We start from the raw sequence: 22,791 nt of genomic DNA, 5'->3' as shown, positions 1-22,791 counted from the left end.
CGCGGGTACTACGGTCGGGCGCGGACAGGTCGTAGCTGTCCGAGTCCGGCCCCAGGCGGGCCGGCGCCGCGACGGAGGGGCGGGAGAGATGGACGAACTGCACGCGGGGGACGCCGAGTTGTGCGCGGGCGGCGGTGACGAACGGCTGGCGGCCGAGGGCGAGACGGCACTGGCCCGGCTGATCATGGACGGCGGCGACCTGCCGCACGCGGCGAGCCATCTGGGCAACGCCGTCGCCATCGACCCGCTGCTCCCCGAGACCCACGAGGCGCTCACCGAACTCGCCACCCGCGCGGGCGGCCCGCGCGCCGCGCTCGACCTCTTCCCGCTCGACCACCCCTACATCGGCGCCGTCGTCTGCCGGGCGCACCTCCAGGCCGCCTGCGGCGAGTGGGCCGAGGCGGTCGGCCTGATCGCCGCCGCCGTACGCGCCGAGTACGACCGGCCGTGGTCGCACGTCGCCTGGCTCACCCAGGACCGGCTGCCCGAACTGCTGCCGCCGCAGGTCATGACGCAGGCGCTGGCCCGCGCGGTCGGCGGCGCGCTGCCCGACCCCGTGCCCGAGCACGCCCGCGACGCGCTGCGGCCCTTCTACGACCTGACCCGCGCGGTGGTCGAACGCCACCCGGACGAGGCGCAGCTCGCCGCCATCGGCTCGGGACTCGCCCGCCGCTTCGAGGACCACGACCGCGCCATCGCCTGGGCCCGGCAGGCGGGCCGGGTCCAGCCGGGACACGTGCCCAGCGTCATGCTCGGCTACGCGCTGCGCGCCGCGGGCCGCCCCGACGAGGCGCTGCGGGTCTGGGAGGAGGAGATGGCCAGGGACGACTCCGACCTCTCCTTGATGGTCGACATCGCCGAGCTGTACGCGGTCACCGGCCGCGCCGAGCAGGGCCTGGCGTGGGCCGAGCGGGCCGTCACCGCGGACCCGCGGCACCCGCAGGCCGCCCCGGCCGTGCACGGCGTCCGCTACGCCGCCGACGGCGACCCGGCCCATCTCGTCGCCCTCACCGACCACCTGCGCGAGCACCCCGACCACCCCTACGCGGGCACCGTCCTGGCCCGGCACAGCGAGTGGCAGCCGTGGCTCGGCGTGGTCGACAGCGCCACCGAGGCGACCGTCAACGTCCTGCACCAGATCCTGGAGAGCCCCGACGCGCAGGCGATCCGGTCCGGCGGCGGCGCGAAGCTGTCCGCCTCCGCGGTCGAACCGCCGAGCGCCGCCCTCGCCTTCGCCCTCGCGCTGCCCGGCGGCACGCTCGTCAACGACGCGGCGGGCGACCCCGACCCCCGGCAGCCGACCGCCGAGGTCGCCGTCCGGATCTGGCGGTACGAGGGCCTGGCCGCGCTGCCCGCCGTCGCGCCGCCGTCGCCCGAGGCCGCGGGGCTGGTCCAGGACACCGCCTCGGTGAGCTGGCCGCACCTGCCCGCCGCGTACGACCACGCGGTGCGGCTGGCCGGGCTCGGCCTCGACGACCTGCTCGGCGTCCTCGCCCACCCGCCGCAGCCGCCGGACGACGACCAGGGCCGCTTCCTGCGCGACCACCGCCCCGAGCTGTGGATTCGCGCCGTGCAGACCTTCGCCTGCCTGGGCGTGGCCCACCACCGCGCCGACGAGCCGTGGGAGGACTCCCGGCGCCGCGCGGTCCTGCTCGACCTGCTGCACGGCCCCGAGGACTGGGTCAACGAGACGGCGGCCTTCGCCATGGTGGCCACCGCCTGGGGCGACCCGGCCGTCCGCGCCGACGTCGGCCTGCGCCTGACCGAACGGATGCTGGACGCGGCGAAGGCGTACCAGACCCGCGAGGTGACCGTCCTCGGCTCGCTGTGCCGCCTGGTGCTGCTCTGCCCCTGGCTGGACGACACCTATACGAGCCTCGCCCGTGACCTGCTGGCCGCCGTCCGCCGCTCGGACGCACACGCCGAGCAAGGCGAACAGGGCGAACGAGCCGAACGAGCCGAACACAGTGAACAGGGCGAGCAAGGCGAACAAGCGGAAGCCGTGCGGGAAACGGCCGCGGAAACCGCCGCCGCGGGTCCGCCCCGCCGCGGACTCTTCCGGCGCCGACGTGACTGAGGGTCCGTCCTGGGGGAAGATCCTCCTCCAGGCGTAGCTCGGCTTTTTGCCAAGCCATTACTCTTGACGCAAGCGGAGCCGCAGCACGCGGTCTTGGAGGAGTGAAATGAGGAGCAGCAACCCGGTCTTCTCCCGGCGGGGATTCACCCGCGGGGACTCGTACGCCGGATTCGGTGCGCAGGGCGCCCAGGGTGCCCGGCAGCAGGGCGGAAACCCTTACGGGCAGCCAGCGGGGAACCCGTATGCCGCCCAGCCCCAACAGGGTGGGAACCCGTACGCGGCCGACGGGCAGCCCCTCACCCCCGAGCAGATGGAGGAGATGTACGCCGGTCCCGCCGCGGGTCCGGCGCAGACCGGCCGGATGACGATCGACGACGTCGTCATGCGGACCGCGATGACGCTCGGCGTGGTCGTGCTCGGCGCGATCCTCGGCTGGTTCGCGCTGCCCGACAGCTACGGCCTGGCCATCGGCGCGGCGCTGATCGCGTTCGTGCTGGCGATGGTCCAGTCGTTCAAGCGCACCCCGATGCCGGCCCTGATCCTGGGGTACGCGATCTTCGAGGGCGTCTTCCTCGGCGTCATCAGCAACATGTACAACGAGCGGTGGCAGGGCGCGCCCGTCCAGGCCGTGCTCGGCACCATGGCGGTCTTCGCGGGCATGCTGTTCGCGTACAGGACCCGGCTGATCCGGGTCACCGCCCGCTACGCGCGGATCGGCATGGCCATCGCGGTCGGCTTCCTGCTGGCGATGGTGGTCAACCTGCTGTTCTACGCCTTCGGCAGCGGCGACGGCCTGGGCTTGACCACCGGCCCGCTGGGCATCGTCTTCTGCCTGCTGGGCATCGGCCTCGGCGCCTTCTTCCTCTCCCTGGACTTCAAGCAGGTCGAGGACGGCATCCGCTTCGGCGCCCCGCAGAACGAGTCGTGGTTCGCGGCCTTCGGCCTGACCGTCTCGCTGGTCTGGATCTACCTGGAGATCCTGCGGCTGCTCTCGATCCTGCGCGACTAGCGCACACGGTCCGCGTCCTCGCGACGGGCCGCCCGGAAGCGTCGCTTCCCGGCGGCCCGTCGGCGTCTGTGGAGGGAGGGGGCGGGGCCTGGCGGGCGCTACATCAGATTGCGTGCGGCCCGCCGCAGGTCGTACTCGTGGACGAGGGCCTTCGCGTGGCCGTAGGAGAGGGCGTGCTCGCTGCGCAGCCAGCTCACCTTGTCGTCGAAGCGGAAGAACGAAGGGCCGTCGGCGAGGTCTCTCAGCCAGTCGCTGACCTCGCGGCCTGTGCAGTGCGGGATGCGGTCCAGCAGATTGCGGTGGGTCTCGGCGGAGAAGTGCGTTTGGGACATCGGCGCCTCCGGTAGGTGGTCCGGTTACCCCACCGTGCCCGAGCCTTCCCCCGTTGGCAACCACCCCGGACGTGCGGATATGGGTGCGATGCCGGTCCGCGCGCGCCGGTAGGGTCACGACCATGGCCGATCGCACTCCTCTGCGCCCCTCCGTCGAACGCCTCGCGGGACGGCTGCGGGCGCTTCCGCAGCGCCGCCTCCAGGCGGGCGCGGCGGCCGAAGGGCTCGCGCTGGCACGGTGGTTGGCGCGGCAGGCGCAGGCGCTGGAGTTCCCCGGCCGGGAGCCGTACGAGCTGCCCGACGACGGCGTCTTCACCGTCGGTGATCAACTGGCCGTCGCGGGCAATGACTTGGCGGCGGCCCTGGAAGCCGACCCGGCGGGTACGGCGGAGGTGTGCGCCGCGGCCCTCCAGCGGGTGTCGGCGGCGGCGAAGGCGATCGGCTGAGCCGGTCAGGGCCGGAAACCGGCGTCCGGCTGTGGAGCGGGTCCGGCCCTGGAGCGAGTCCGCCTCAGAGCGAGGCCACGACCCGGTCGGCCAGTACGTACACGCTCTCGTCGCCGTACGCGAAGGTGAGCGCGTACGCGCCCGCTATCGCGGAGCCGCCGCGCAGCACGGGCACCTCGCCGCGGTCGAGGGCGTCGGAGAGCTGTACCGCGGTCTCGCGGTGGCCGGGGGTCATGCACAAGGTGGTGCCGTCGGCGAAGACGTACACGTCGAGGGTGCCGAGCGGTCCGGGGCGCACGTCGGTCAGCGGGACGCGGCCGTCGGCGAGGTCGGCGAGGCGCTCGGCGGTCTGGTCCTGGGACGCGACGACCGGGGACGGCGCGTAGTCGGGACCCGAGGGGTGCGGGAAGGTGCCGGGCAGCGGGAGGGTCGCCTCCGACGCCTCGGGCTCGTGGGCCGCTTCGAGGCCGCCCGTCTCGATTCCGGCCGCCTCGAGGCCCGCGAGGTCGGCCTGCCGGGGCAGGTAGGGAAGCACCGGCGGGACCTCGTAGTCACCGGCCGCGGGACCCTCGGCGCCGGCGCCGTAGACGCCGCCGCGGAAGAAGGTGCCGTCGGTGGCGGTCTCGCGGGCCTCCTGCTCGGCCCAGAAGGCACGGGCCTCGGCCAGCTCCCGCTCCCGCTCGTCGGCGAGCGCGTCGGCGACGGCGGACCTGATGTCCCCGGCGGAGGCGCGCGGTCCGGGCACACTCAGACCGGCGAGGTCCTGACGCAGGGCGGACAGCTCGCGGCGCATGCCACGAGCGGAGAGCAGGGCGGCGGAACCCGCGGCCACGGCGATACCCGCGGCGACCAGCAGGACGGTGAAGTTGGCGCTCACTGACGTTCTCCCGACTGACGCGCGACCCGAGCAATGCCCACCGAAGCGGTGGGTGAAACTTTCCCCTCCCAACACTCTGCCGGTAAACCCCTGGCCTTTGCAGTGCGGAAAGTCACGAATTGGCCGGGTCTGTCGTCCTAGGCCATCCGGGTATGACCGTTCTGACCTGCGAAAACGCATCGCCCCCAGGAAAAATCACATCCTGGGGGCGATTTGATTGCGACTTACGTCACAACTGTGCGTTACGAAGCCGAGTGATCACGGAAGGTCACAAAATGGCCGGATGACGGGCTTCGACGGCGCGTTACGACAGCCTCTCGATGACCATCGCCATGCCCTGGCCGCCGCCGACGCACATCGTCTCCAGGCCGAACTGCTTGTCGTGGAACTGGAGGCTGTTGATGAGGGTGCCGGTGATGCGGGCGCCGGTCATGCCGAAGGGGTGGCCGACGGCGATGGCGCCGCCGTTGACGTTCAGCCGGTCCAGGTCGATGCCCAGGTCGCGGTAGGACGGGATGACCTGCGCCGCGAACGCCTCGTTGATCTCGACCAGGTCGATGTCGCCGACCGACAGACCCGCGCGCGACAGCGCCTGCCGGGACGCCTCGACCGGGCCGTAGCCCATGATCTCGGGGGAGAGCCCGGACACGCCGGTGGAGACCACGCGCGCCAGCGGCGTGATGCCCAGCTCGCGCGCCTTGGTGTCGGACATCACGACCAGCGCGGCGGCGCCGTCGTTGAGCGGGCAGCAGTTGCCCGCGGTGACCGTGCCGTCGGGGCGGAAGACCGGCTTGAGGCCCCGTACGCCCTCCAGTGTCACCCCGGCCCGCGGACCGTCGTCCTTGGACACCACGGTGCCGTCGGGCAGCGTGACGGGCGTGATCTCGCGCTCCCAGAAGCCGTTCTTCAGTGCTTCCTCGGCCAGATTCTGCGACCGCACGCCGAACTCGTCCTGGTCCTCCCGGGTGATCCCCTTGAGCTGGGCCAGATTCTCGGCCGTCTGCCCCATCGCGATGTACGCGTCCGGCACCGCGCCGTCCTCACGCGGGTCGTGCCAGTCGCCCAGCTCGGCGCTGCCCTGCTCGGCGCGCTGCTGGGTACGGGCCCTGGCCTCGTCGAAGACCGGGTTCATCGTGTCGGGCAGGCTGTCGGAGTTGCCCTTCGCGAAGCGCGAGACCATCTCGACGCCCGCCGAGACGAAGACGTCGCCCTCGCCGGCCTTGATGGCGTGCAGCGCCATCCGCGTGGTCTGGAGCGACGAGGAGCAGTAGCGGGTGACCGTACAGCCCGGCAGGTGGTCCATGCCCATCCGCACGGCCACGATCCGGCCCATGTTGAAGCCCTGCTCGCCGCCGGGCAGACCGCAGCCCAGCATCAGGTCGTCGATCTGGCGCGGGTCGAGTTGCGGGACCTTGTCCAGCGCGGTCCTGATGATCGTGGCGGCCAGGTCGTCGGGCCGCAGCTCCTTCAGCGACCCCTTGAAGGCGCGCCCGATGGGCGAACGGGCGGCAGAGACGATGACGGCTTCTGGCATCGCGACACTCCTCGTCGAGGCTGCGGGATTCTCGGGACTCCTGGGGAAGCTACCGCCACGTAGCGCAGCGAGTCATCAGAGACCGCCTGTGATGCGGGCCTCTTTCTGAGCGCTTGCTTACCCCGCTCCGTGGCTGGTCCTACCCGGCTCCGCCCGTTCCCACCCCTTCGGCCGCCGCCTCCGGGTGCCGCTCGTCCTCCGCCGGCAGTCCGCGCCGCCTGCGCCGCTTGATCAGCGCCCAGCGCCCGCGGGGACCGGACACCGCGCCCCGCGCCGCCGTGACCTCCGTACCGCCCTCGGAGGCCGCCTCGGCCGCCGCCTGGGCCACCGGCAGGAAGCCCTCGCCGCGGCGCGCGTCCGGCCGCTCGTCGTCGGTGTCCGGCCACAGCCCCAGCGCCGCGCACAACGTCGGCAGTACGGCCATGGCGGCCGTCGCGTAGCCCTCCGCCGACGGGTGGAAGTTGTCGGGGCCGAACAGCTCGCGCGGCCTGGCCTCGAACTCCGGGCCGAGCAGCGCGCCCAGCGACACCGTACGGCCGCCCAGGCCCACCACCGCGATGGTCTGCGCGGCGGCGAGCTGGCGGCTCATCCGGCGGGCCAGATAGCGCAGCGGCTGGTAGACCGGCTCGACCGAGCCCAGGTCGGGACAGGTGCCCACGACCACCTCGCACTCCGCCTCGCGCAGCCGCCGTACCGCGTCCGACAGCAGCCGGACCGAGGTGGCCAGCGGCATCCGGTGCGTCACGTCGTTGGCGCCGATCATGATCACCACGACCTCGGGCACCGGAGCGCCCGACTCCAGCAGCAGCGTCACCTGACGGGCCAGGTCGTCCGACTGCGCGCCGGGCAGCGCCACGTTCACCAACTGCACCGGCCGCTCGGCGACCGCGGCGAGCCCGGAGGCCAGCAGCGCGCCCGGCGTCTCCCTGGCCCGGCGCACGCCCTGACCCGCCGCCGTGGAATCACCCAGGAAGCCCAATCGCAGCGGCGTCTCGCCGGTCCGGTGCGCGAACGCGGAGCCGTACCTCCCGTCCGCCCGCGGCGCGACCGCGCCGGATCCGCCGACCATCCGCTTGGCCAGCCGCGCCTCGGTCAGCAGCACCCCGATCGCGGCCCCGCCCAGCAGGCTGATGCCGCCGCCTCCGAACGCCGCCGCCGTCGCGATCCGCCGTGCCACCCTCGCCCTCGACATCGAGCCGGTCACCTCCCACTGACTCCACCGGCCTACTGCGTGTACGCACGCGTATCGGTCCTGGTTACTTGGTACATGAACCTGGTGCCCCGTCAGGGACCATCAGCAACGTCAACGCTGTCCGCGTCGTCCACGTTTCGCCCGCGGTTCGCTTCCCCCGTCCTGGACCTGCCCGCCGGGTACCGCCAGCCAGACGAGACCTTGCGGACACGCCCTAGGCTTGGCCCCACCATCACGGAGAACCCGGAGACATACGGTGCAGTTTCACGACTCGATGATCAGCCTCGTGGGCAATACCCCGCTGGTGAGGCTCAACAGCGTGACCGAGGGGATCCAGGCGACCGTCCTGGCCAAGGTCGAATACTTCAACCCCGGCGGTTCGGTGAAGGACCGCATCGCGCTGCGCATGATCGAGGCCGCGGAACGCAGCGGCGATCTCAAGCCCGGCGGCACCATCGTGGAGCCCACCTCGGGCAACACCGGCGTGGGCCTGGCCATCGTCGCGCAGCAGAAGGGCTACCACTGCGTCTTCGTCTGCCCCGACAAGGTCTCCACCGACAAGATCAACGTCATGCGGGCGTACGGCGCCGAGGTCGTCGTCTGCCCGACGGCCGTCGACCCCAGCCACCCGGACTCGTACTACAACGTGTCCGACCGGCTGGTCCGCGAGACGCCCAACGCGTGGAAGCCGGACCAGTACAGCAACCCGAACAACCCGCTGTCGCACTACCACTCCACCGGCCCCGAGCTGTGGGAGCAGACCGAGGGGCGGATCACCCACTTCGTCGCGGGCGTCGGCACCGGCGGCACCATCTCCGGCACCGGGCGCTATCTGAAGGACGCCAGCGAAGGCCGCGTCCAGGTGGTCGGCGCCGACCCCGAGGGGTCGGTCTACAGCGGCGGCTCCGGGCGGCCCTACCTGGTCGAGGGCGTCGGCGAGGACTTCTGGCCGACCGCGTACGACCGTGAGGTGGCCGACGAGATCGTCGCCGTCTCCGACAAGGACTCCTTCCAGATGACGCGCCGCCTGGCCAAGGAGGAGGGCCTGCTGGTCGGCGGCTCCTGCGGGATGGCGGTCGTCGCCGCGCTGGAGGTCGCCAAGCGGCTCGGCCCCGACGACGTGGTCGTCGTCCTGCTGCCGGACAGCGGGCGCGGCTACCTCTCCAAGATCTTCAGCGACGAGTGGATGAGCTCGCACGGCTTCCTCGACGAGAGCGGCGGCAACCAGCGGATCGCCGACGTCCTCGCCCACAAGGACGGCGGGCTGCCGCAGCTCGTCCACATGCACCCGGACGAGACGGTCGGCCAGGCCATCGAGGTGCTGCGCGAGTACGGCGTCTCGCAGATGCCCGTCGTCAAGCCCGGCGCCGGGCACCCGGACGTGATGGCCGCCGAGGTGATCGGCTCCGTCGTGGAACGCGACCTGCTGCACGCGCTGTTCACCAAGCGCGCCACGCTGGAGGACCCGCTGGACAAGCACCTGTCCGCGCCGCTGCCGCAGGTCGGCTCGGGCGAGCCGGTCGCCGATCTGATGACGGTGCTGGAGAGCGCCGACGCCGCGATCGTGCTGGTGGAGGGCAAGCCGACCGGCGTCGTGAGCAGGCAGGACCTGCTCACCTTCCTGGCCGGGCACAGCGGCGTCTGAGCCGCCGGGGGGCCGTGTGCGGCGGGTGTCCGCGGCGCGGGCGGGGATTCGCGGAACTGGTACACCCGCGACACGTCCGCGCAGCACGGGCTTAACAAGCGTCCGGCACATTAGGGGATGTCGAAAGGCACGGGACACCGGCCGGTCGGCACAACTGAATGTGGCGCCAAGGACTTCCGGAGCGGCTCCCGGACTCCATGGTGACCCTTGGACGCGAGTGCTCGGCCCTGACCCAGCCCGCGTCCACCGCGGGAACCGCCGTCGTCCCGCCCTCCGGCCTTGTTCCGGGGGTGCGGCGGTTCCCGCGCTAACTCTTTCGCCGGCCCGATCGCGAGGGCGCACCGTACGGGTGCGGGTTCTTCGGCGCGGGGCCCGGCCGGCTAGGCCCAATCGTCCTTGTCGTCGTCGCGCTTCGAGCGCGGGACCAGGAAGCTGCTCAGGCCCTGGGCGACGTTCACGCCCACGATGCCCGCCCAGGTGATGAACAGGCCCGCCGTACCGGCGTTGACCGCGCCGATCGCGGACAGCGGGATGGCGGCGATCATCGTGAACCCGGCGAAGCCGTAGCGGGCGAAGCGCGCGCTGGGCTGCGGGGGCCCGATCGGGCGGCGGTCGGCGCGGGCGTACGACGTCTGCTGCTGCGCCAGCTCACGCCGTACGCGCTGCTCCACGCGGCTGTCGACGCGCTCTGTCACCTTCTCCATGAACGAGTCGACCAGCTCCGACTCGTACTCCGCTCCGAGATCCTTGCGTGCCTGCAAGGTGGCGGAGAGTTCCTTGTTGAGTTCCGGGTCGCGGGCGTCCATGCGGACACCGTACGGACAGCGGGGGGTGGGCGACACTGGGGTTAGCCCCCGAATGCGCCGGGGGTCAGCCGTCCGCGAGGAGATTCCCGTATGCCTTCCCCCGTGTCGCAGCCGCCCGCCGTCCCCCTGCTCACGGCGCTGTACGAGGGCCGGGACCGGGCGGACGCGCTGACCGTGGACGGCCGGTCCTGTTCGTACCAGGAACTGCTGGGCGCCGCGGGCGCGGTCGCGCGGCGGGCGGCCGGGACCGGGGCCTTCGTCGTGGAGGCGACGGCGTCGCTGGAGACGGTGGCGGCCGTGGTCGGCGGGCTGCTCGCCGGGGTGCCGGTGGTGCCGCTCGCGCCGGACGCGGGCCCGGCCGAGCGCGAGCACGTCCTGCGCGACTCCGGCGCCCGGACGCTGCCGGTGGACTTCGCCGAGCGCGCCGACTTCACCGGGACGCCCGCGCCGGGCCCGGCCCTGATCCTCTACACCTCCGGCACCACGGGCCCGCCCAAGGGCGTACTGATCTCACGGGCCGCCGTCGCCGCCGACCTGGACGCGCTGGCCGCCGCCTGGCAGTGGACCGCCGACGACACCCTGGTGCACGGCCTGCCGCTCTTCCATGTGCACGGCCTGGTCCTCGGCGTGCTCGGCGCGCTGCGCACCGGCAGCCGCCTGGTGCACACCGGACGGCCGACCCCGCAGGCGTACGCGGCGGCGGGCGGCAGCCTCTACTTCGGCGTGCCGACGGTCTGGCACCGGGTGGTGCGGGACGAGGCCGCCGCCCGCGCGCTGTCCGGGGCGCGGCTGCTGGTCTCCGGCAGCGCGCCGCTGCCCGCGCCCGTCTTCCGCGACCTGCTGGCGCTCACCGGCCAGGCCCCGGTGGAGCGGTACGGCATGACCGAGACGCTGATCACCCTGAGCGCGCGGGCCGCGGGGGAGCGGCGCCCCGGCGCGGTCGGCACCCCGCTGCCCGGCATCCGTACCCGGATCGCCGAATCCGCCGACGGTGTCGGCGAGTTGCAGCTCACCGGGCCCACCCTCTTCGACGGCTACCTCGGGCGGCCCGAGGCGACGGCGGCCTCGTACACCGCCGACGGCTGGTTCCGTACCGGCGACATCGCGAGCGTGGACGAGGACGGCACGCACCGGATCGTCGGCCGGGCCTCCACCGACCTGATCAAATCCGGCGGTTACCGGATCGGCGCGGGCGAGGTGGAGAACGCGCTGCTCGACCACCCGGCGGTACGGGAGGCCGCCGTCGTCGGCGCGCCGCACGCGGACCTCGGCCAGCAGATCGTCGCGTACGTCGTCGCGGACGGGGTGACGGCGGCCGAACTGACGGACTACGTGGCCACCCGGCTGTCGGTCCACAAGCGGCCCAGAATGGTCCGTTTCCTGCCTGAACTGCCGCGCAACGCGATGGGGAAGCCGCAAAAGAAGTTGCTGCCGCCCGTATGAAAAAGGTAGGGATACGGGGGTCGGAGTTGCCGCTTGCCGGGCGGCAAGTAGGCTCCTGGCCTATAAGTCCACCCCCTTGCACACCACCGGGCGGCCGGTACACGCCGCCCGGGTCGCCGATACCCGGGCCCCGCTCCAAAGGGTGGCGGTGATACGCCCTGCCATGGAGGCAGCACCGCATGTTCCACCGCATCGGACGCACCGTCGTCCGCCATCCCGTATGGACGATCGTCGCGTGGCTGATCGCCGCCGTCGCGATCATCGCCACCGCACCGAGTCTCCCGTCCAACAGCGACGAGAGCAGCTTCCTGCCCAGCAGTTACGAGTCGATCAAGGCGATGGACGTCCAGGAGAAGGCGTTCCCCGCCGCCTTCACCCCGGCCGCGATCGTCCTCTACCAGCGCACGGACGGCGCGGCGCTGACCGACGCCGACAAGTCGGAGATCACCAAGATCACCGACGAGCTGGGCAAGAAGAAGATCGACCAGGTCCAGAAGGTCGTCGAGGGCAGCGCGTCCAAGGACGGCAAGTACCAGACCGCGCTGGTCCAGATGAACAAGGAGACGGCCGGTCAGCCCAAGCAGGCCGACGCGGCCAAGGCGCTGCGTGACGACTCCACGGCGCTCGCCAAGGGCACCGATCTGAAGGTGCAGGTCGGCGGGCAGGCGGCCCAGGCCCTCGACCAGCAGGACGCGGGCAAGACGTCGGACGCCGTGGCGCTCGTCGGCTCCCTGCTGATCATCATCATCACGCTGGCGATCATCTTCAGATCGCCGCTCATCGCGATCATGCCGCTGGTCATCCTGACCGGCGTCGTCTTCACCGTCGCCAACGCGCTGATCGCGGACGCCACCAAGATCTTCGGACTCCAGGCCAACAGCTCCATCTCGGCGCTGCTGATCGTGGTCGTCCTCGGCGTCGGCACCGACTACTTCCTCTTCCTGATGTTCCGCTACCGAGAACGGCTGCGGGCGGGTGACGAACCCAAGGAAGCGATGATCAACAGCGTCACCCGCGTCGGCGAGGCCATCGCCTCGGCGGCGGGCGCGGTCATCATCTCCTTCCTGGCGCTGGCGCTGTCCACCCTGGGCTTCCTCACCCAGCTCGGCCCGGCGCTGGCCATCCTGGTCGCCGTCACCCTGATCGCGGGCCTCACGCTCTTCCCCGCGATCTGCTCGCTGATCCCGCCGCGCGCCCTGTTCTGGCCCGGCAAGAAGTGGCAGCAGGAGCCCTCCGACGCGCGCTTCGCGGCCATCGGCCGGGTCGTCGGCCGCAGGTCCGGCATGGTGGCGATCGTCTCCGGTCTCGTCATGCTGCTGCTCGCGCTCGGCACCCTCGGCTACAAGGCGTCCTACGACCTGGCGTCCGGGTCGATCCCGAAGACCAAGGAGTCGATGGTCGTCCAGGACACCCTCCAGAAGGCGTACTCGGCCGGTGCGGCGGAGCCGACCTCGGTCTTCCTCACCAGCACCTCGAACAAGCCGCTGGGCTCGGTCGACTACACCGCGTACGCCGACAAGCTGAAGAAGGTCGACGGCGTCGCGGACGTCTCCTTCGACCAGAAGAACGACCTCAACAAGGACGGCACCACCGCGAACTTCACGGTGACCCTGAAGTACGAGTCGGCCAGCGACAAGGCGATCGCCGCGGTGGGTGATGTGCGCACGGTCGCGCACGACAACGCCCCGCCCGGCACCGAGGCCCTCGTCGGCGGCTCGTCCTCGATCTTCAAGGACATCAACGCGGCGGTGAACCACGACTACAAGACGGTCTTCCCGGTCGCCGCGATCCTCATCATGATCATCCTGGGACTGCTGCTGCGCAGCGTCGTGGCGCCCTGGTACCTCATCGCGTCCGTCGCCCTCGGCTTCGGCGCCACCCTCGGCGCGACCGTGCTCATCTTCGGCCGCGGCGACGGGCTGATCTTCCTGCTGCCGATCATCATGTATCTGTTCGTCGTCGCCATCGGCACCGACTACAACATCCTCATGATCGCCCGGTTGCGGGAGGAGGCGCAGGAAGGCCGCGAGCCACGCGAGGCCGCCAGCATGGCGCTGCGGCACGCGGGTCCGACGATCGGCGCCGCGGGATTCATCCTGGCCGCGACCTTCGCGACCCTGATGCTCTCCGGCAACGCCTTCCTGACCCAGATGGGCTTCGCCGTCGCCTTCGGCATCATCGTCGCCGCCTTCGTCATGGCCATGTTCTTCACTCCCAGCCTCACCGCCCTGATGGGGCACGCGGCCTGGTGGCCCGGCCACGCCGACCGCACCCGCGCGGCCGCACCCGGCGGTCCCGCTCCCGAGCGCGAACTGGACGAGTCCGGCCACCGCTGACCCCGCGCGGTGCGGTCCGCTCGGTCCGCACTGTTCGTCCTTTATGTCCGACTCGCTCCGGCTTCTGAAGGGGCCGGGCAGGTGTTCACCGCCTGCCCGGCCCCTTCGCCGTGCCGGTCGAGGACGCGGGTGGGTAAACCTCGCAAACCCTGACGGCGTCCTACGTCATGGTCCGCATGGGGCGGATGTCCGGCGGATAGACGCGTCTATACGCTTGTGGGCGGAGTTTGGGAGCGGGAGAGGGGGCGGTGTCGGGTGCCGGGCAAGGTCCGCGAGGGGAGTCGGGGCGCCGCGGAGCGGGTGGGGACGGCGCTGCGGGGAGCCCTGCGGCTGATCTGGCGGACCGTGCGCGGCGAGTGGCAGGGGATCGTCGTCGCGCCGGTGCGTGAGCTGCTGCGCCGCGGGCTGCCCGGGCTGTCCCTGGCGTTCCTCGCCGGGCTCGGGGTGATCTTCTTCCACGGGATAGCGCAGAGCAGGGCGGGCGCGACCGTGGTGCGCGTGGTCGGCGGTGTCTACGCCGATCTGCCGTTGCCGCTGGCCCTGTTGCGGACACCGGTCTCGCTGTACGTCCCCGCGCTCGACCTGCCCGTGTGGGCGGGCATGACGCAGCTCTTCCTCGCCTTCGCGCTCGCCGAGCTGGTACTCGGGCGGGCCAGGACGCTGGTGATCGCGTACACCACGACGCTGGTCGGCACCCTGATGGCGCGCGCCATGATCGCGATGGGCACCGGCTGGTGGGGGCTCGGGCTGCCGCCCGACGCCGGGGCGATCCTCGACACCGGGCCGTCGGCCGCCGTCGTCGGGCTCTTCACGTATCTGTCGATCACGCAGCGCGCGCCCATCGTCTTCTTCTTCACCGGCGGCTCCATGGTCATGGAATCCGTCATCAAGCCGAATCTGGCGGGCCGCGAGCACCTGATCGCCATCGCCACCGCGATCGTCCTGGCCGTCGTCCACCGCCGCCACGCGCTGTCGGCCTCGCGCGTGATCCGCAGCTCCGTCGCCGAGGAGCACTCCCGCCGGGTCGAGGAGCACCCCCTCCGGGCCGAAGAGCGCCCGCACCGAACCGAGGAGCGCCCCCTCCGGGTCGAGGAGAACCGCGACCTGCCGGGCGCCCAGGCACCGTAGCCTTGCCCGGACTGCATATCGTCATGCAGAGTCTTGTCCCAGTGAATAAGAGCCGGTGGACGGGGTCACGATGGGCTGGGCGGCGAAGGTCGGGGACGGCGAAGGGCCGGTGCGGTGACGGGGAGCGACGTGGTGACGGGCGGCGATGCGGCGGCGCGGGACGCGGCGGGCGGCGCCTCGGCCCGGCTGCTGAAACTCTTCGAGGCGCACCGCCTCACGCCCACCCAGCGGCGGATCGCGCACTGCCTGGTGCGTAAGGCCGCGCAGGCGCCGTACCTGTCCAGCGTGGAGGTGGCGGAACTGGCGGGCGTCAGCCAGCCGTCGGTCACCCGTTTCGCCGTCGCCCTCGGCTTCGACGGCTACCCGGCGCTCCGGCGCCACCTGCGCGAGGTCGCGCCCGCGCCCGCGGAGCCGGAGACGGCCGCGTACAACGAGTACCAGCAGGCCGTGCACGCCGAGATCGAGAATCTGCGGCACCTCGCGGAACTGCTCGGCGACACCGGGCCCGCCACCCGCGCGGGCGCCGTACTCGCCGCGTCCCGGCCGCTCCCGGTCCTCGGCCTGCGCGCGGCCGGCGCCCAGGCCCGCGGCTTCGCGTACTTCGCCGCCAAGGTCCACCCCGACGTGCGGCTCCTCGACGAGGGCGGCACGATGCTCGCCGACCGGCTCGACGCGGCCGTGCGCGCCGGAGCCGCCGCCCTCCTGTGCTTCGCGCTGCCCCGCCACCCCCGCGAGGTCGTCGACGCCCTCGCCCACGCCCGCGCGGCCGGCCTGACCGTCGTCACCGTCGCCGACAGCGCCTTCGCCCCCGTCGCCGCCCACACCGACCTCCTCCTCCCCGCCGCCGTCGGCACCGGCCTCGCCTTCGACACCGCCTGCGCCCCCATGCTCCTCGGCCGCGTCCTCCTGGAGTCCATGTGCGACGCCCTCCCCGACGCCCAGGCGCGCCTGGAGGAATTCGACGCCCGGGCGGCGGCGCGGGGCGTCTTCACCGAGTAGCGCCTCGGGCGCCGTTGTGATGGCCTGGCGCCGTTTTCAGGGCCCGGCGCCGGTCTCATGGGTCCGGCGCCGTTCTCAGGGCCCGGTGCCGGTCTCATGGGTCCCGCGCCGCCCCGCCCGCGGCGAATCCGCATGATTCCGGGCCGGAAGCCGCACTTCTTAACGAAAATCTGAGAAACACTGAGTACCCTCCCCACCACTTGCTGGGTGATGCCGTGGCGAAGGACGGCAGCGAAGGAGGAGGCGCGACGTGGTGCGCGGGGCCTACACATTGGCACGGGTGGCAGTGACGGTGCGCGCGGCGGCGTGCTGGCTGTGGTGGGCGGGGGTGATCGCGGCCGTGCCGGGCACGGCGGTGACCTTCAGCCCGACGGGACGCCGGATCGGCGTCATGGCGGGCGCGGTGGCGTTCATCGTCGCCGCGGTGACCGCCTACGCGGTACGCGGCGGCCGGTACGCCGAGCGGGCGAGCGCCGCGACCAAGGCGGCGAAGAGCGTCTTCCTCCAGGACCGCAGGGTCACCGCCCGCGCCTGGCTGCGCCGCCGCAGGTGGTGGCTGCTCGCCGCCTTCGTGGTGGCCGCGGCCTCGTCGCTCGCGCTCCCCTGCGCGGGCGGCATGCTGCTCGGCGGCATCGGCGCCGGGCTGTGGGCCAAGTCCCGCAGGATCGGCCGGATCGAGCGCTCCCAGGACGCCCTGCTGTGGGTCCGTCCGGACGGCGACGGCGCCGCCTACCAGCTCACCGGGATCGCCGCGGGCGACGCGGCCCCCGGCGGCGGTCGCCGCCGCGGCCCGGTGACCGCCGCCAACCCCGTCGCGGCCCCGGCGCCGCGCCGCTCCGCGCGCCCGGCCCGTCCGCGCGCCGGGCGGTCCTGACCTGAGGGATGGTGACCGCCGGGTGGCTGCCGCCGGACGGTCCTGACCTGAGGGATGGTGACCGCCGGGTGACGGCGGTCGGCCCGGCACCGGGCTGCCCCTGCGCTAAGTGAAGGCGACCGCCCGGTCGTCGCCGTCAGCCCCGGCGCAGGGGCGGCAGGGCGCCGCCGCTCTCCGCGACCAGGTCGTCCAGGGTCTGGGCGGTCCTGACCCGGGCGAAGGTGACCGAGCCCGTGCTGTCCGCGGTGTAGCCGTGGACGGCGGGCCGGGGCAGCGAGTTGTACGCGAAGTGGTTCGAGAAGTAGTACGCGCCGGTGTCGAGCAGCGCGACAAAATCACCCGCGTCCAGCAGCGGCAGCGCCCGGCCCTGCGCGACCAGGTCGCCCGCGAAGCAGCACGGCCCCGCCACGTCCTGCACGACCGGCTCGCCGTCCTTCTCGCGGCCCTTCCCGTCCAGCGCCAGCACCCGTATCGGCCACGCCTCGGGGACGAAGACGGTACGGGTGGCCACCTGCGCGCCCGCGTGCGTCACCGCGATCGGCCGCCCGCCCGCGGACTTGGCGTACTCCACCCGCGCCAGCACCGTGCCGTTCTTGGCCAGCAGCGAGCGCCCGAACTCGGTGACGATGCCGTAGCGCCCGTCGAAGAGGCCGGGCACCTCGGCGCGCAGCACGCGCGCGTAGTCCGCGAAGGACGGCGCGACGTCGTCGGAGCGGAAGTTCACCGGCAGGCCGCCGCCGATGTCGAGCACGCTGACCTGCTGCCGCCCGGCCGCCGCGTTGACCCGCTCGGCCAGCTCGTACACCGCCCGCACGCCCGCCGCCATCAGTTCGAGCGGCACACCCTGCGAACCGGTGTGGGTGTGCAGCCGGTTGAGCCAGGGGCGCTCGGCGTACGCGCGCAGCACCCACTCCTCCGCGCCCGGGTCGCGCAGCGCCACGCCGAACTTCGAGGTGGCCGTCGCGGTGCTCATCGCGCCGATCGTGCCGCCGCCCACCTGCGGGTTGACCCGCAGCCCGACGGGGGAGGCCGACTCCGCCCCGGCCAGGCGCAGCGCGTCGATTCTGGCCAGCTCCTGCGGATTGTCCGCGTTGACGGCGATGCCCAGCTCCAGCGCCTCGCGCAGCTCCGCCACGGTCTTGGCGGGGGAGTCCAGCACGGTCCGGTCGGCCGGGATGCCCGCGGCGCGCGCCAGCGCCAGCTCGCCGGGGCTGGCGACCTCCGCGCCGAGCCCGCACTCGCCGAGCAGCGCGAGCACCGGGACGAGAGAGGCGGCCTTGACGGCGAAGGTGTGGGTGACGGCCACGCCCGGCGTCGCGAAGGCGGCGTGCAGCGCCGTCGCCGAGCGTTCGATGCCGGTGACGTCCAGCAGGCCGACGACCGGCTCCGCCTCGCCGACCAGTCCCTGCTCCACCGCGGCACGCAGCGCGTGCCCCCGCCGTATTCCCAGTTCATCCGTCATGACATCCATCCCACCACCTCCCCGCCCGCGCCCGCCAACCCGGCTCAAGGAGTGGTCGCGCCGATCTCACCGGGGCCGCGCGACCGCACCTTGTTGACTAGAGCTATTCAGCTAGTCAGGATGTGAATGGATGCACCCACACCGGGTGCGCCGACGACGAGGAGGCCGCACCGATGACGGGACCGAGGCCGGTACGCGCACCGCGCGGTACGGAACTGAGCGCGCTGGGCTGGCAGCAGGAAGCCGCGCTGCGCATGTTGCAGAACAACCTCGACCCGGAGGTCGCCGAGCACCCCGACAAACTCGTCGTCTACGGCGGCACCGGCAAGGCCGCCCGCGACTGGAACTCCTTCGACGCCATGGTCCGCACCCTGCGCGGCCTCAAGCAGGACGAGACGATGCTCGTCCAGTCCGGCCGCCCGGTCGGCGTCATGCAGACCCACGAGTGGGCGCCGCGCGTCCTCATCGCCAACTCCAACCTCGTCGGCGACTGGGCGAACTGGGAGGAATTCCGCCGCCTCGAAGCCCTGGGCCTGACCATGTACGGCCAGATGACCGCCGGCTCGTGGATCTACATCGGCACCCAGGGCATCCTCCAGGGCACCTACGAGACCTTCGCCGCCGTCGCCGCCAAGCGCTTCGGCGGCTCGCTCGCCGGGACCATCACCCTCACCGCCGGACTCGGCGGCATGGGCGGCGCCCAGCCGCTGGCCGTCACCATGAACGGCGGCGTCGTGCTCTGCATCGACGTCGATCCGCGCGCCATCGAGCGCCGTATCGAGCACCGCTACCTCGACGTGAAGGCCGACTCGCTGGAGCACGCGCTGCGGCTGGCCACCGAGGCCCGCGACGCCCGCCGCCCGCTGTCCATCGGCGTCCTCGGCAATGCCGCCGAACTGGTGCCCCAACTGCTCGCCATGGGCGCCCCCGTCGACATCGTCACCGACCAGACCTCCGCCCACGACCCGCTCGCGTACCTCCCGCTCGGCATCGACTTCTCCGACATGGCCGCCTACGCGGCCGAGAAGCCCGCCGAGTTCACCCAGCGGGCCCGCGAGTCCATGGCCACGCACGTCGAGGCCATGGTCGGCTTCCAGGACGCGGGCGCCGAGGTCTTCGACTACGGCAACTCCATCCGCGGCGAGGCCCAACTCGCCGGATACGAGCGGGCCTTCGCCTTCCCCGGCTTCGTCCCCGCCTACATCAGGCCGCTGTTCTGCGAGGGCAAGGGCCCCTTCCGCTGGGCCGCGCTGTCCGGCGAGGCGTCCGACATCCACAAGACCGACAAGGCCATCCTCGAACTCTTCCCCGAGAACGAGTCGCTGGCCCGCTGGATCCGCCTCGCGGGCGAACGCGTCCAGTTCCAGGGCCTGCCCGCCCGCATCTGCTGGCTCGGCTACGGCGAACGCGACCGCGCGGGCGAGCGCTTCAACGAGATGGTCGCCGACGGCACCCTCGCCGCGCCCGTCGTCATCGGCCGCGACCACCTCGACGCCGGTTCCGTCGCCTCCCCCTACCGCGAGACCGAGGCCATGCTCGACGGCTCCGACGCCATCGCCGACTGGCCGCTGCTCAACGCCATGGTCAACGTCGCCTCCGGCGCCTCCTGGGTCTCCATCCACCACGGCGGCGGCGTCGGCATCGGCCGCAGCATCCACGCCGGCCAGGTCACCGTCGCCGACGGCACCCCCCTCGCCGCCGAGAAGATCCGCCGCGTCCTCACCAACGACCCCGGCATGGGCGTCATCCGCCACGTCGACGCGGGCTACGACCGCGCCGACGAGGTGGCCGCCGAGCGCGGCGTGCGCGTCCCGATGCGGGAGGGCACCTCCGGTGAATGACTTCGCGCCCCCACACAATTCACCCCCTCCGGCGTTCGATGAGCGGGGTCCAGGGGCCGAGCCCCCCGTTCCGGGAAGGGGCGGGCCAGGGGAGAACGGGCCAGGGGAGAACGGCTCAGGGGCGAAACAGCCCGCCGCGGGCGCGTCCTTCCACGCGATGTGGCGCGACCTCCTCCCGGTCGGCCGGGACACCGGAACCGGCGGCTACCGCCGCTACGCCTGGACCCCGGCGGACACCGACTGCCGCGCCTGGTTCCGCGCCCAAGCGGAGTCCCGCGCCCTGACCTACGAGGTCGACCGCAACGGCAACCAGTGGGCCTGGCAGGGCGACCCGACGGCGGGCGACGCCGTCGTCACCGGCTCCCACCTGGACTCCGTCCCCGACGGCGGCCCCTTCGACGGCCCCCTCGGCGTCATCTCCTCCTTCGCCGCCCTCGACGAACTCCGCGCCCGCGGCGCGACCCCCACCCGCCCCCTGGCCCTGGTCAACTTCACCGACGAGGAAGGCGCCCGCTTCGGCGTCGCCTGCGCCGGTTCCCGGCTGAGCGCGGGCCAGTTGACCCCGGAGCGCGCCAGGGAACTGCGCGACGCGGACGGCGTGAGCCTCGCCCAGGCCATGGAAGCGGCGGGCCAGGACCCGGAGGCGATCGGCCCCGACCCCGAACGCCTCGGCCGGATCGGCGCCTTCGTGGAACTCCACATCGAACAGGGCCGCGCCCTGGACCTGTCGGGCGACGCGGTCGGCGTCGCCTCGGCGATCTGGCCGCACGGCCGCTGGCGGTTCGACTTCACCGGCGAGGCCAACCACGCGGGCACCACCCGCCTGGAGGACCGCCGCGACCCGATGCTGACCTACGCCAACACGGTGCTGGCCGCCCGCAAGAAGGCCCGCCTCGCGGGCGCCCTCGCGACCTTCGGCAAGGTCAGCGTGGAACCCAACGGCGTCAACGCCATCGCCTCACTCGTTCGGGGCTGGCTCGACTCGCGCGCCGCGGACGAGGCCACCCTCGCCGAGGTCGTCACCGCCATCGAGCAGGCCGCGACCGAGCGCGGCGCCCGCGACGGCGTGGACGTGCGGGTCGTCCGCGAATCCTTCACCCCGGTGGTGGAATTCGCCCACGACCTGCGCGACCGCCTCACCGCGCTGCTCGGCGGCGCCGCGCCCGTACCGGTCCTTCCGACCGGCGCGGGACACGACGCGGGCATCCTGTCCGCGACCGTCCCAACCGCCATGCTGTTCGTACGCAACCCCACCGGCGTCTCGCACTCCCCGGCCGAATCGGCGGCCGAGGACGACTGCGTCGCCGGTGTGACCGCACTCGCCGACGTACTGGAAGGTCTCGCGTGCAGGTGACGTACTGGTTGGAGCACGCCTGGCTCGGCACCCATGTCGAGCCGGGCGTCGCGCTCACAGTCGCGGACGAACGCATCACCGAGGTCAGCACAGGCGTGGACGCGCCGCCCGCCGGGGCGACCGTCCTGCGCGGCCTGACCCTGCCCGGCCTGGCCAACGCCCACAGCCACGCCTTCCACCGGGCCCTGCGCGGCACCGTGCAAGTCGGCTCCGGGACCTTCTGGACCTGGCGCGAGTTCATGTACGGCGTCGCGCAGAAGCTCACCCCCGACACGTACTTCGACCTCGCGCGCGCCGTCTACGCCGAGATGGCGCTGGCCGGGATCACCGCGGTCGGCGAATTCCACTACCTGCACCACCAGCCGGGCGGCACCCCGTACGACAATCCCAACGCCATGGGCGAGGCCCTGATCGCCGCCGCGGGCGCGGCCGGGATCCGGATCACGCTGCTCGACACCGTCTACCTGCACGGCGGCCTGAACCGGAACGGCTACGCGCCGCTGGCCGGACCGCAGACCCGCTTCGGCGACGGCACCGCCGACCGCTGGTACGAGCGCTGGTCGCAGCTCAAGGGCGGCGGCCACGCGACGATCGGCGCCGCGCTGCACTCGGTGCGGGCCTTCTCCGCGAGCGATGGCTACACGGCCTTCGCCCGCTGGACCGACGGCGTGCCGACGCACATCCACCTGTCCGAGCAGCCCGCGGAGAACGAGGCGTGCGTCGCGGTGCACGGCCGCACCCCGGCCCGGCTGCTCGCGGACTCCGGCTTCTGGAAGCCGACCGCCACCGCCGTGCACGCCACGCACCTCACCGGTGAGGACATCGGCCTGATCGGGCGCGCGGGCAGCACCGTCTGCATGTGCCCCACGACGGAACGCGACCTGGCCGACGGCATCGGCCCGGCGCCCCGGCTCAAGGCGGCGGGCAGCCCGCTGAGCCTGGGCAGCGACAGCCACGCCGTCATCGACCTGTTCGAGGAGGCGCGCGCCATGGAGCTGAACGAACGGCTGCGCACCCGCGCCCGCGGCCACTGGACCGCGGCCCAACTGCTGCGCGCCGCCACCGAGGACGGTCACGCGAGCCTCGGCCGACCCGACGCGGGCCGCCTGGAACCGGGCTGCGCCGCGGACTTCACCACGATCGCGCTGGACTCCGTCCGCACCGCCGGACCCCTGCCCCGGCTGGGCGCGGAGACCGCCGTATTCGCGGCCACGGGCGCGGATGTGACGTCCACCGTGGTCGGCGGCCGGCAGATCGTCCGTGACGGGCGGCATCAGCTCGTCGAGGACGTGCCCGCCGCCCTGGCAGCGGCCATCGCGGCCACCCGCTGAGTCCGAGCCGGAACCCGAGCCCGAATCCGAACCCCCTCGCGGGGCGCCCACCGAGCCCGAGCCCGTCCCCGAGCCCCGGCACCCCGCCCCCGCCCCCGTGCCCGC

General features: G+C 72.8%; 18 protein-coding genes. 12 read left to right on the top strand and 6 right to left on the bottom strand.

The annotated features are described in order from the left end of the window. The first annotated feature begins 88 nt into the window (after positions 1 to 88). Together ACFY9V_RS20495 and ACFY9V_RS20490 are read left to right on the top strand one after the other, a co-directional pair. A complete protein-coding gene (locus ACFY9V_RS20495) occupies positions 89 to 2,077 on the top strand; it encodes a hypothetical protein (RefSeq protein ID WP_391162278.1) in 1,989 nt (662 codons plus the stop codon). A gap of 106 nt (positions 2,078 to 2,183) precedes the next feature. Continuing rightward, a complete protein-coding gene (locus ACFY9V_RS20490; RefSeq protein ID WP_391162276.1) occupies positions 2,184 to 3,086 on the top strand; it encodes a Bax inhibitor-1/YccA family protein in 903 nt (300 codons plus the stop codon). Between the two features lie 98 nt (positions 3,087 to 3,184). On the opposite strand, the gene ACFY9V_RS20485 is transcribed toward ACFY9V_RS20490, so the two are convergent. Further along, on the bottom strand, positions 3,185 to 3,418 hold the full coding sequence (locus tag ACFY9V_RS20485; RefSeq protein ID WP_188285479.1) for a DUF4287 domain-containing protein: 234 nt from the start codon (positions 3,416 to 3,418) through the stop codon (positions 3,185 to 3,187). Between the two features lie 122 nt (positions 3,419 to 3,540). On the opposite strand from ACFY9V_RS20485, the gene ACFY9V_RS20480 reads away from it, so the two are divergent. Beyond that, positions 3,541 to 3,864, top strand: coding sequence for a hypothetical protein (locus ACFY9V_RS20480; protein WP_355346944.1), 324 nt, complete (start codon positions 3,541 to 3,543; stop codon positions 3,862 to 3,864). A gap of 64 nt (positions 3,865 to 3,928) precedes the next feature. On the opposite strand, the gene ACFY9V_RS20475 is transcribed toward ACFY9V_RS20480, so the two are convergent. From ACFY9V_RS20475 to ACFY9V_RS20465, 3 genes are all read right to left on the bottom strand, one after another. Continuing rightward, positions 3,929 to 4,741 carry a hypothetical protein gene (locus ACFY9V_RS20475; protein ID WP_391051582.1) on the bottom strand — a complete coding sequence of 271 codons (813 nt, stop codon included), beginning with the start codon at positions 4,739 to 4,741 and terminating at the stop codon, positions 3,929 to 3,931. Positions 4,742 to 5,045: 304 nt separating this feature from the next. Further along, complete coding sequence (locus ACFY9V_RS20470) at positions 5,046 to 6,275, bottom strand: acetyl-CoA C-acetyltransferase (protein WP_355346947.1); 1,230 nt, start codon at positions 6,273 to 6,275, stop codon at positions 5,046 to 5,048. 139 nt (positions 6,276 to 6,414) lie between these two features. Next, entirely contained in the window at positions 6,415 to 7,467 is a 1,053-nt protein-coding gene (locus tag ACFY9V_RS20465) for an SGNH/GDSL hydrolase family protein (RefSeq protein WP_355346950.1), read from the bottom strand. 256 nt (positions 7,468 to 7,723) lie between these two features. Between ACFY9V_RS20465 and ACFY9V_RS20460 the strand changes: the two genes are divergently transcribed. After that, the gene (locus ACFY9V_RS20460; protein WP_355346953.1) at positions 7,724 to 9,112 is read left to right on the top strand and encodes a cystathionine beta-synthase; all 1,389 of its coding nucleotides are present in this window, start codon (positions 7,724 to 7,726) and stop codon (positions 9,110 to 9,112) included. A 380-nt stretch (positions 9,113 to 9,492) separates the two neighbouring features. On the opposite strand, the gene ACFY9V_RS20455 is transcribed toward ACFY9V_RS20460, so the two are convergent. Beyond that, positions 9,493 to 9,918, bottom strand: a complete 426-nt coding sequence (locus ACFY9V_RS20455; RefSeq protein ID WP_355346956.1) for a hypothetical protein — start codon at positions 9,916 to 9,918, stop codon at positions 9,493 to 9,495. 90 nt (positions 9,919 to 10,008) lie between these two features. Here ACFY9V_RS20455 and ACFY9V_RS20450 point away from each other — a divergent pair, with 90 nt between their 5' ends. The 5 genes from ACFY9V_RS20450 to ACFY9V_RS20430 all read left to right on the top strand — a co-directional run bounded on the left by ACFY9V_RS20450 (position 10,009) and on the right by ACFY9V_RS20430 (position 16,698). After that, positions 10,009 to 11,361, top strand: a complete 1,353-nt coding sequence (locus ACFY9V_RS20450; protein WP_391162275.1) for an AMP-binding protein — start codon at positions 10,009 to 10,011, stop codon at positions 11,359 to 11,361. A gap of 179 nt (positions 11,362 to 11,540) precedes the next feature. Next, positions 11,541 to 13,697 (top strand): MMPL family transporter, encoded by a 2,157-nt coding sequence (locus ACFY9V_RS20445; protein WP_391162274.1) that lies wholly within the window; start codon positions 11,541 to 11,543, stop codon positions 13,695 to 13,697. Between the two features lie 255 nt (positions 13,698 to 13,952). Beyond that, the gene (locus ACFY9V_RS20440) at positions 13,953 to 14,825 is read left to right on the top strand and encodes a hypothetical protein (RefSeq protein ID WP_391162273.1); all 873 of its coding nucleotides are present in this window, start codon (positions 13,953 to 13,955) and stop codon (positions 14,823 to 14,825) included. A 129-nt stretch (positions 14,826 to 14,954) separates the two neighbouring features. Then, positions 14,955 to 15,824, top strand: coding sequence for a MurR/RpiR family transcriptional regulator (locus tag ACFY9V_RS20435; protein WP_391162556.1), 870 nt, complete (start codon positions 14,955 to 14,957; stop codon positions 15,822 to 15,824). Between the two features lie 280 nt (positions 15,825 to 16,104). Further along, positions 16,105 to 16,698, top strand: coding sequence for a hypothetical protein (locus ACFY9V_RS20430; RefSeq protein WP_391162271.1), 594 nt, complete (start codon positions 16,105 to 16,107; stop codon positions 16,696 to 16,698). A gap of 136 nt (positions 16,699 to 16,834) precedes the next feature. Here the strand turns inward: ACFY9V_RS20430 and ACFY9V_RS20425 are convergent, their stop codons facing one another. Next, entirely contained in the window at positions 16,835 to 18,160 is a 1,326-nt protein-coding gene (locus ACFY9V_RS20425) for a diaminopimelate decarboxylase (protein ID WP_391162269.1), read from the bottom strand. Positions 18,161 to 18,333: 173 nt separating this feature from the next. Between ACFY9V_RS20425 and hutU the strand changes: the two genes are divergently transcribed. The 3 genes from hutU to ACFY9V_RS20410 all read left to right on the top strand — a co-directional run bounded on the left by hutU (position 18,334) and on the right by ACFY9V_RS20410 (position 22,686). Further along, positions 18,334 to 20,001, top strand: a complete 1,668-nt coding sequence (gene hutU, locus ACFY9V_RS20420; RefSeq protein WP_391051565.1) for a urocanate hydratase — start codon at positions 18,334 to 18,336, stop codon at positions 19,999 to 20,001. 157 nt (positions 20,002 to 20,158) lie between these two features. Continuing rightward, entirely contained in the window at positions 20,159 to 21,355 is a 1,197-nt protein-coding gene (locus ACFY9V_RS20415) for an allantoate amidohydrolase (RefSeq protein ID WP_391162268.1), read from the top strand. Further along, entirely contained in the window at positions 21,346 to 22,686 is a 1,341-nt protein-coding gene (locus ACFY9V_RS20410; protein ID WP_355346977.1) for a formimidoylglutamate deiminase, read from the top strand. The genes ACFY9V_RS20415 and ACFY9V_RS20410 overlap by 10 nt, the downstream gene beginning before the upstream one ends. Positions 22,687 to 22,791: the final 105 nt, after the last annotated feature.

It is taken from the genome of Streptomyces sp. NPDC008317, from assembly GCF_042955955.1.
Classification (GTDB): Bacteria; Actinomycetota; Actinomycetes; order Streptomycetales; family Streptomycetaceae; genus Actinacidiphila.
The sequence above is the reverse complement of the archived record's forward strand: the minus strand, read 5'-3'. Positions and strand labels throughout refer to the sequence as shown.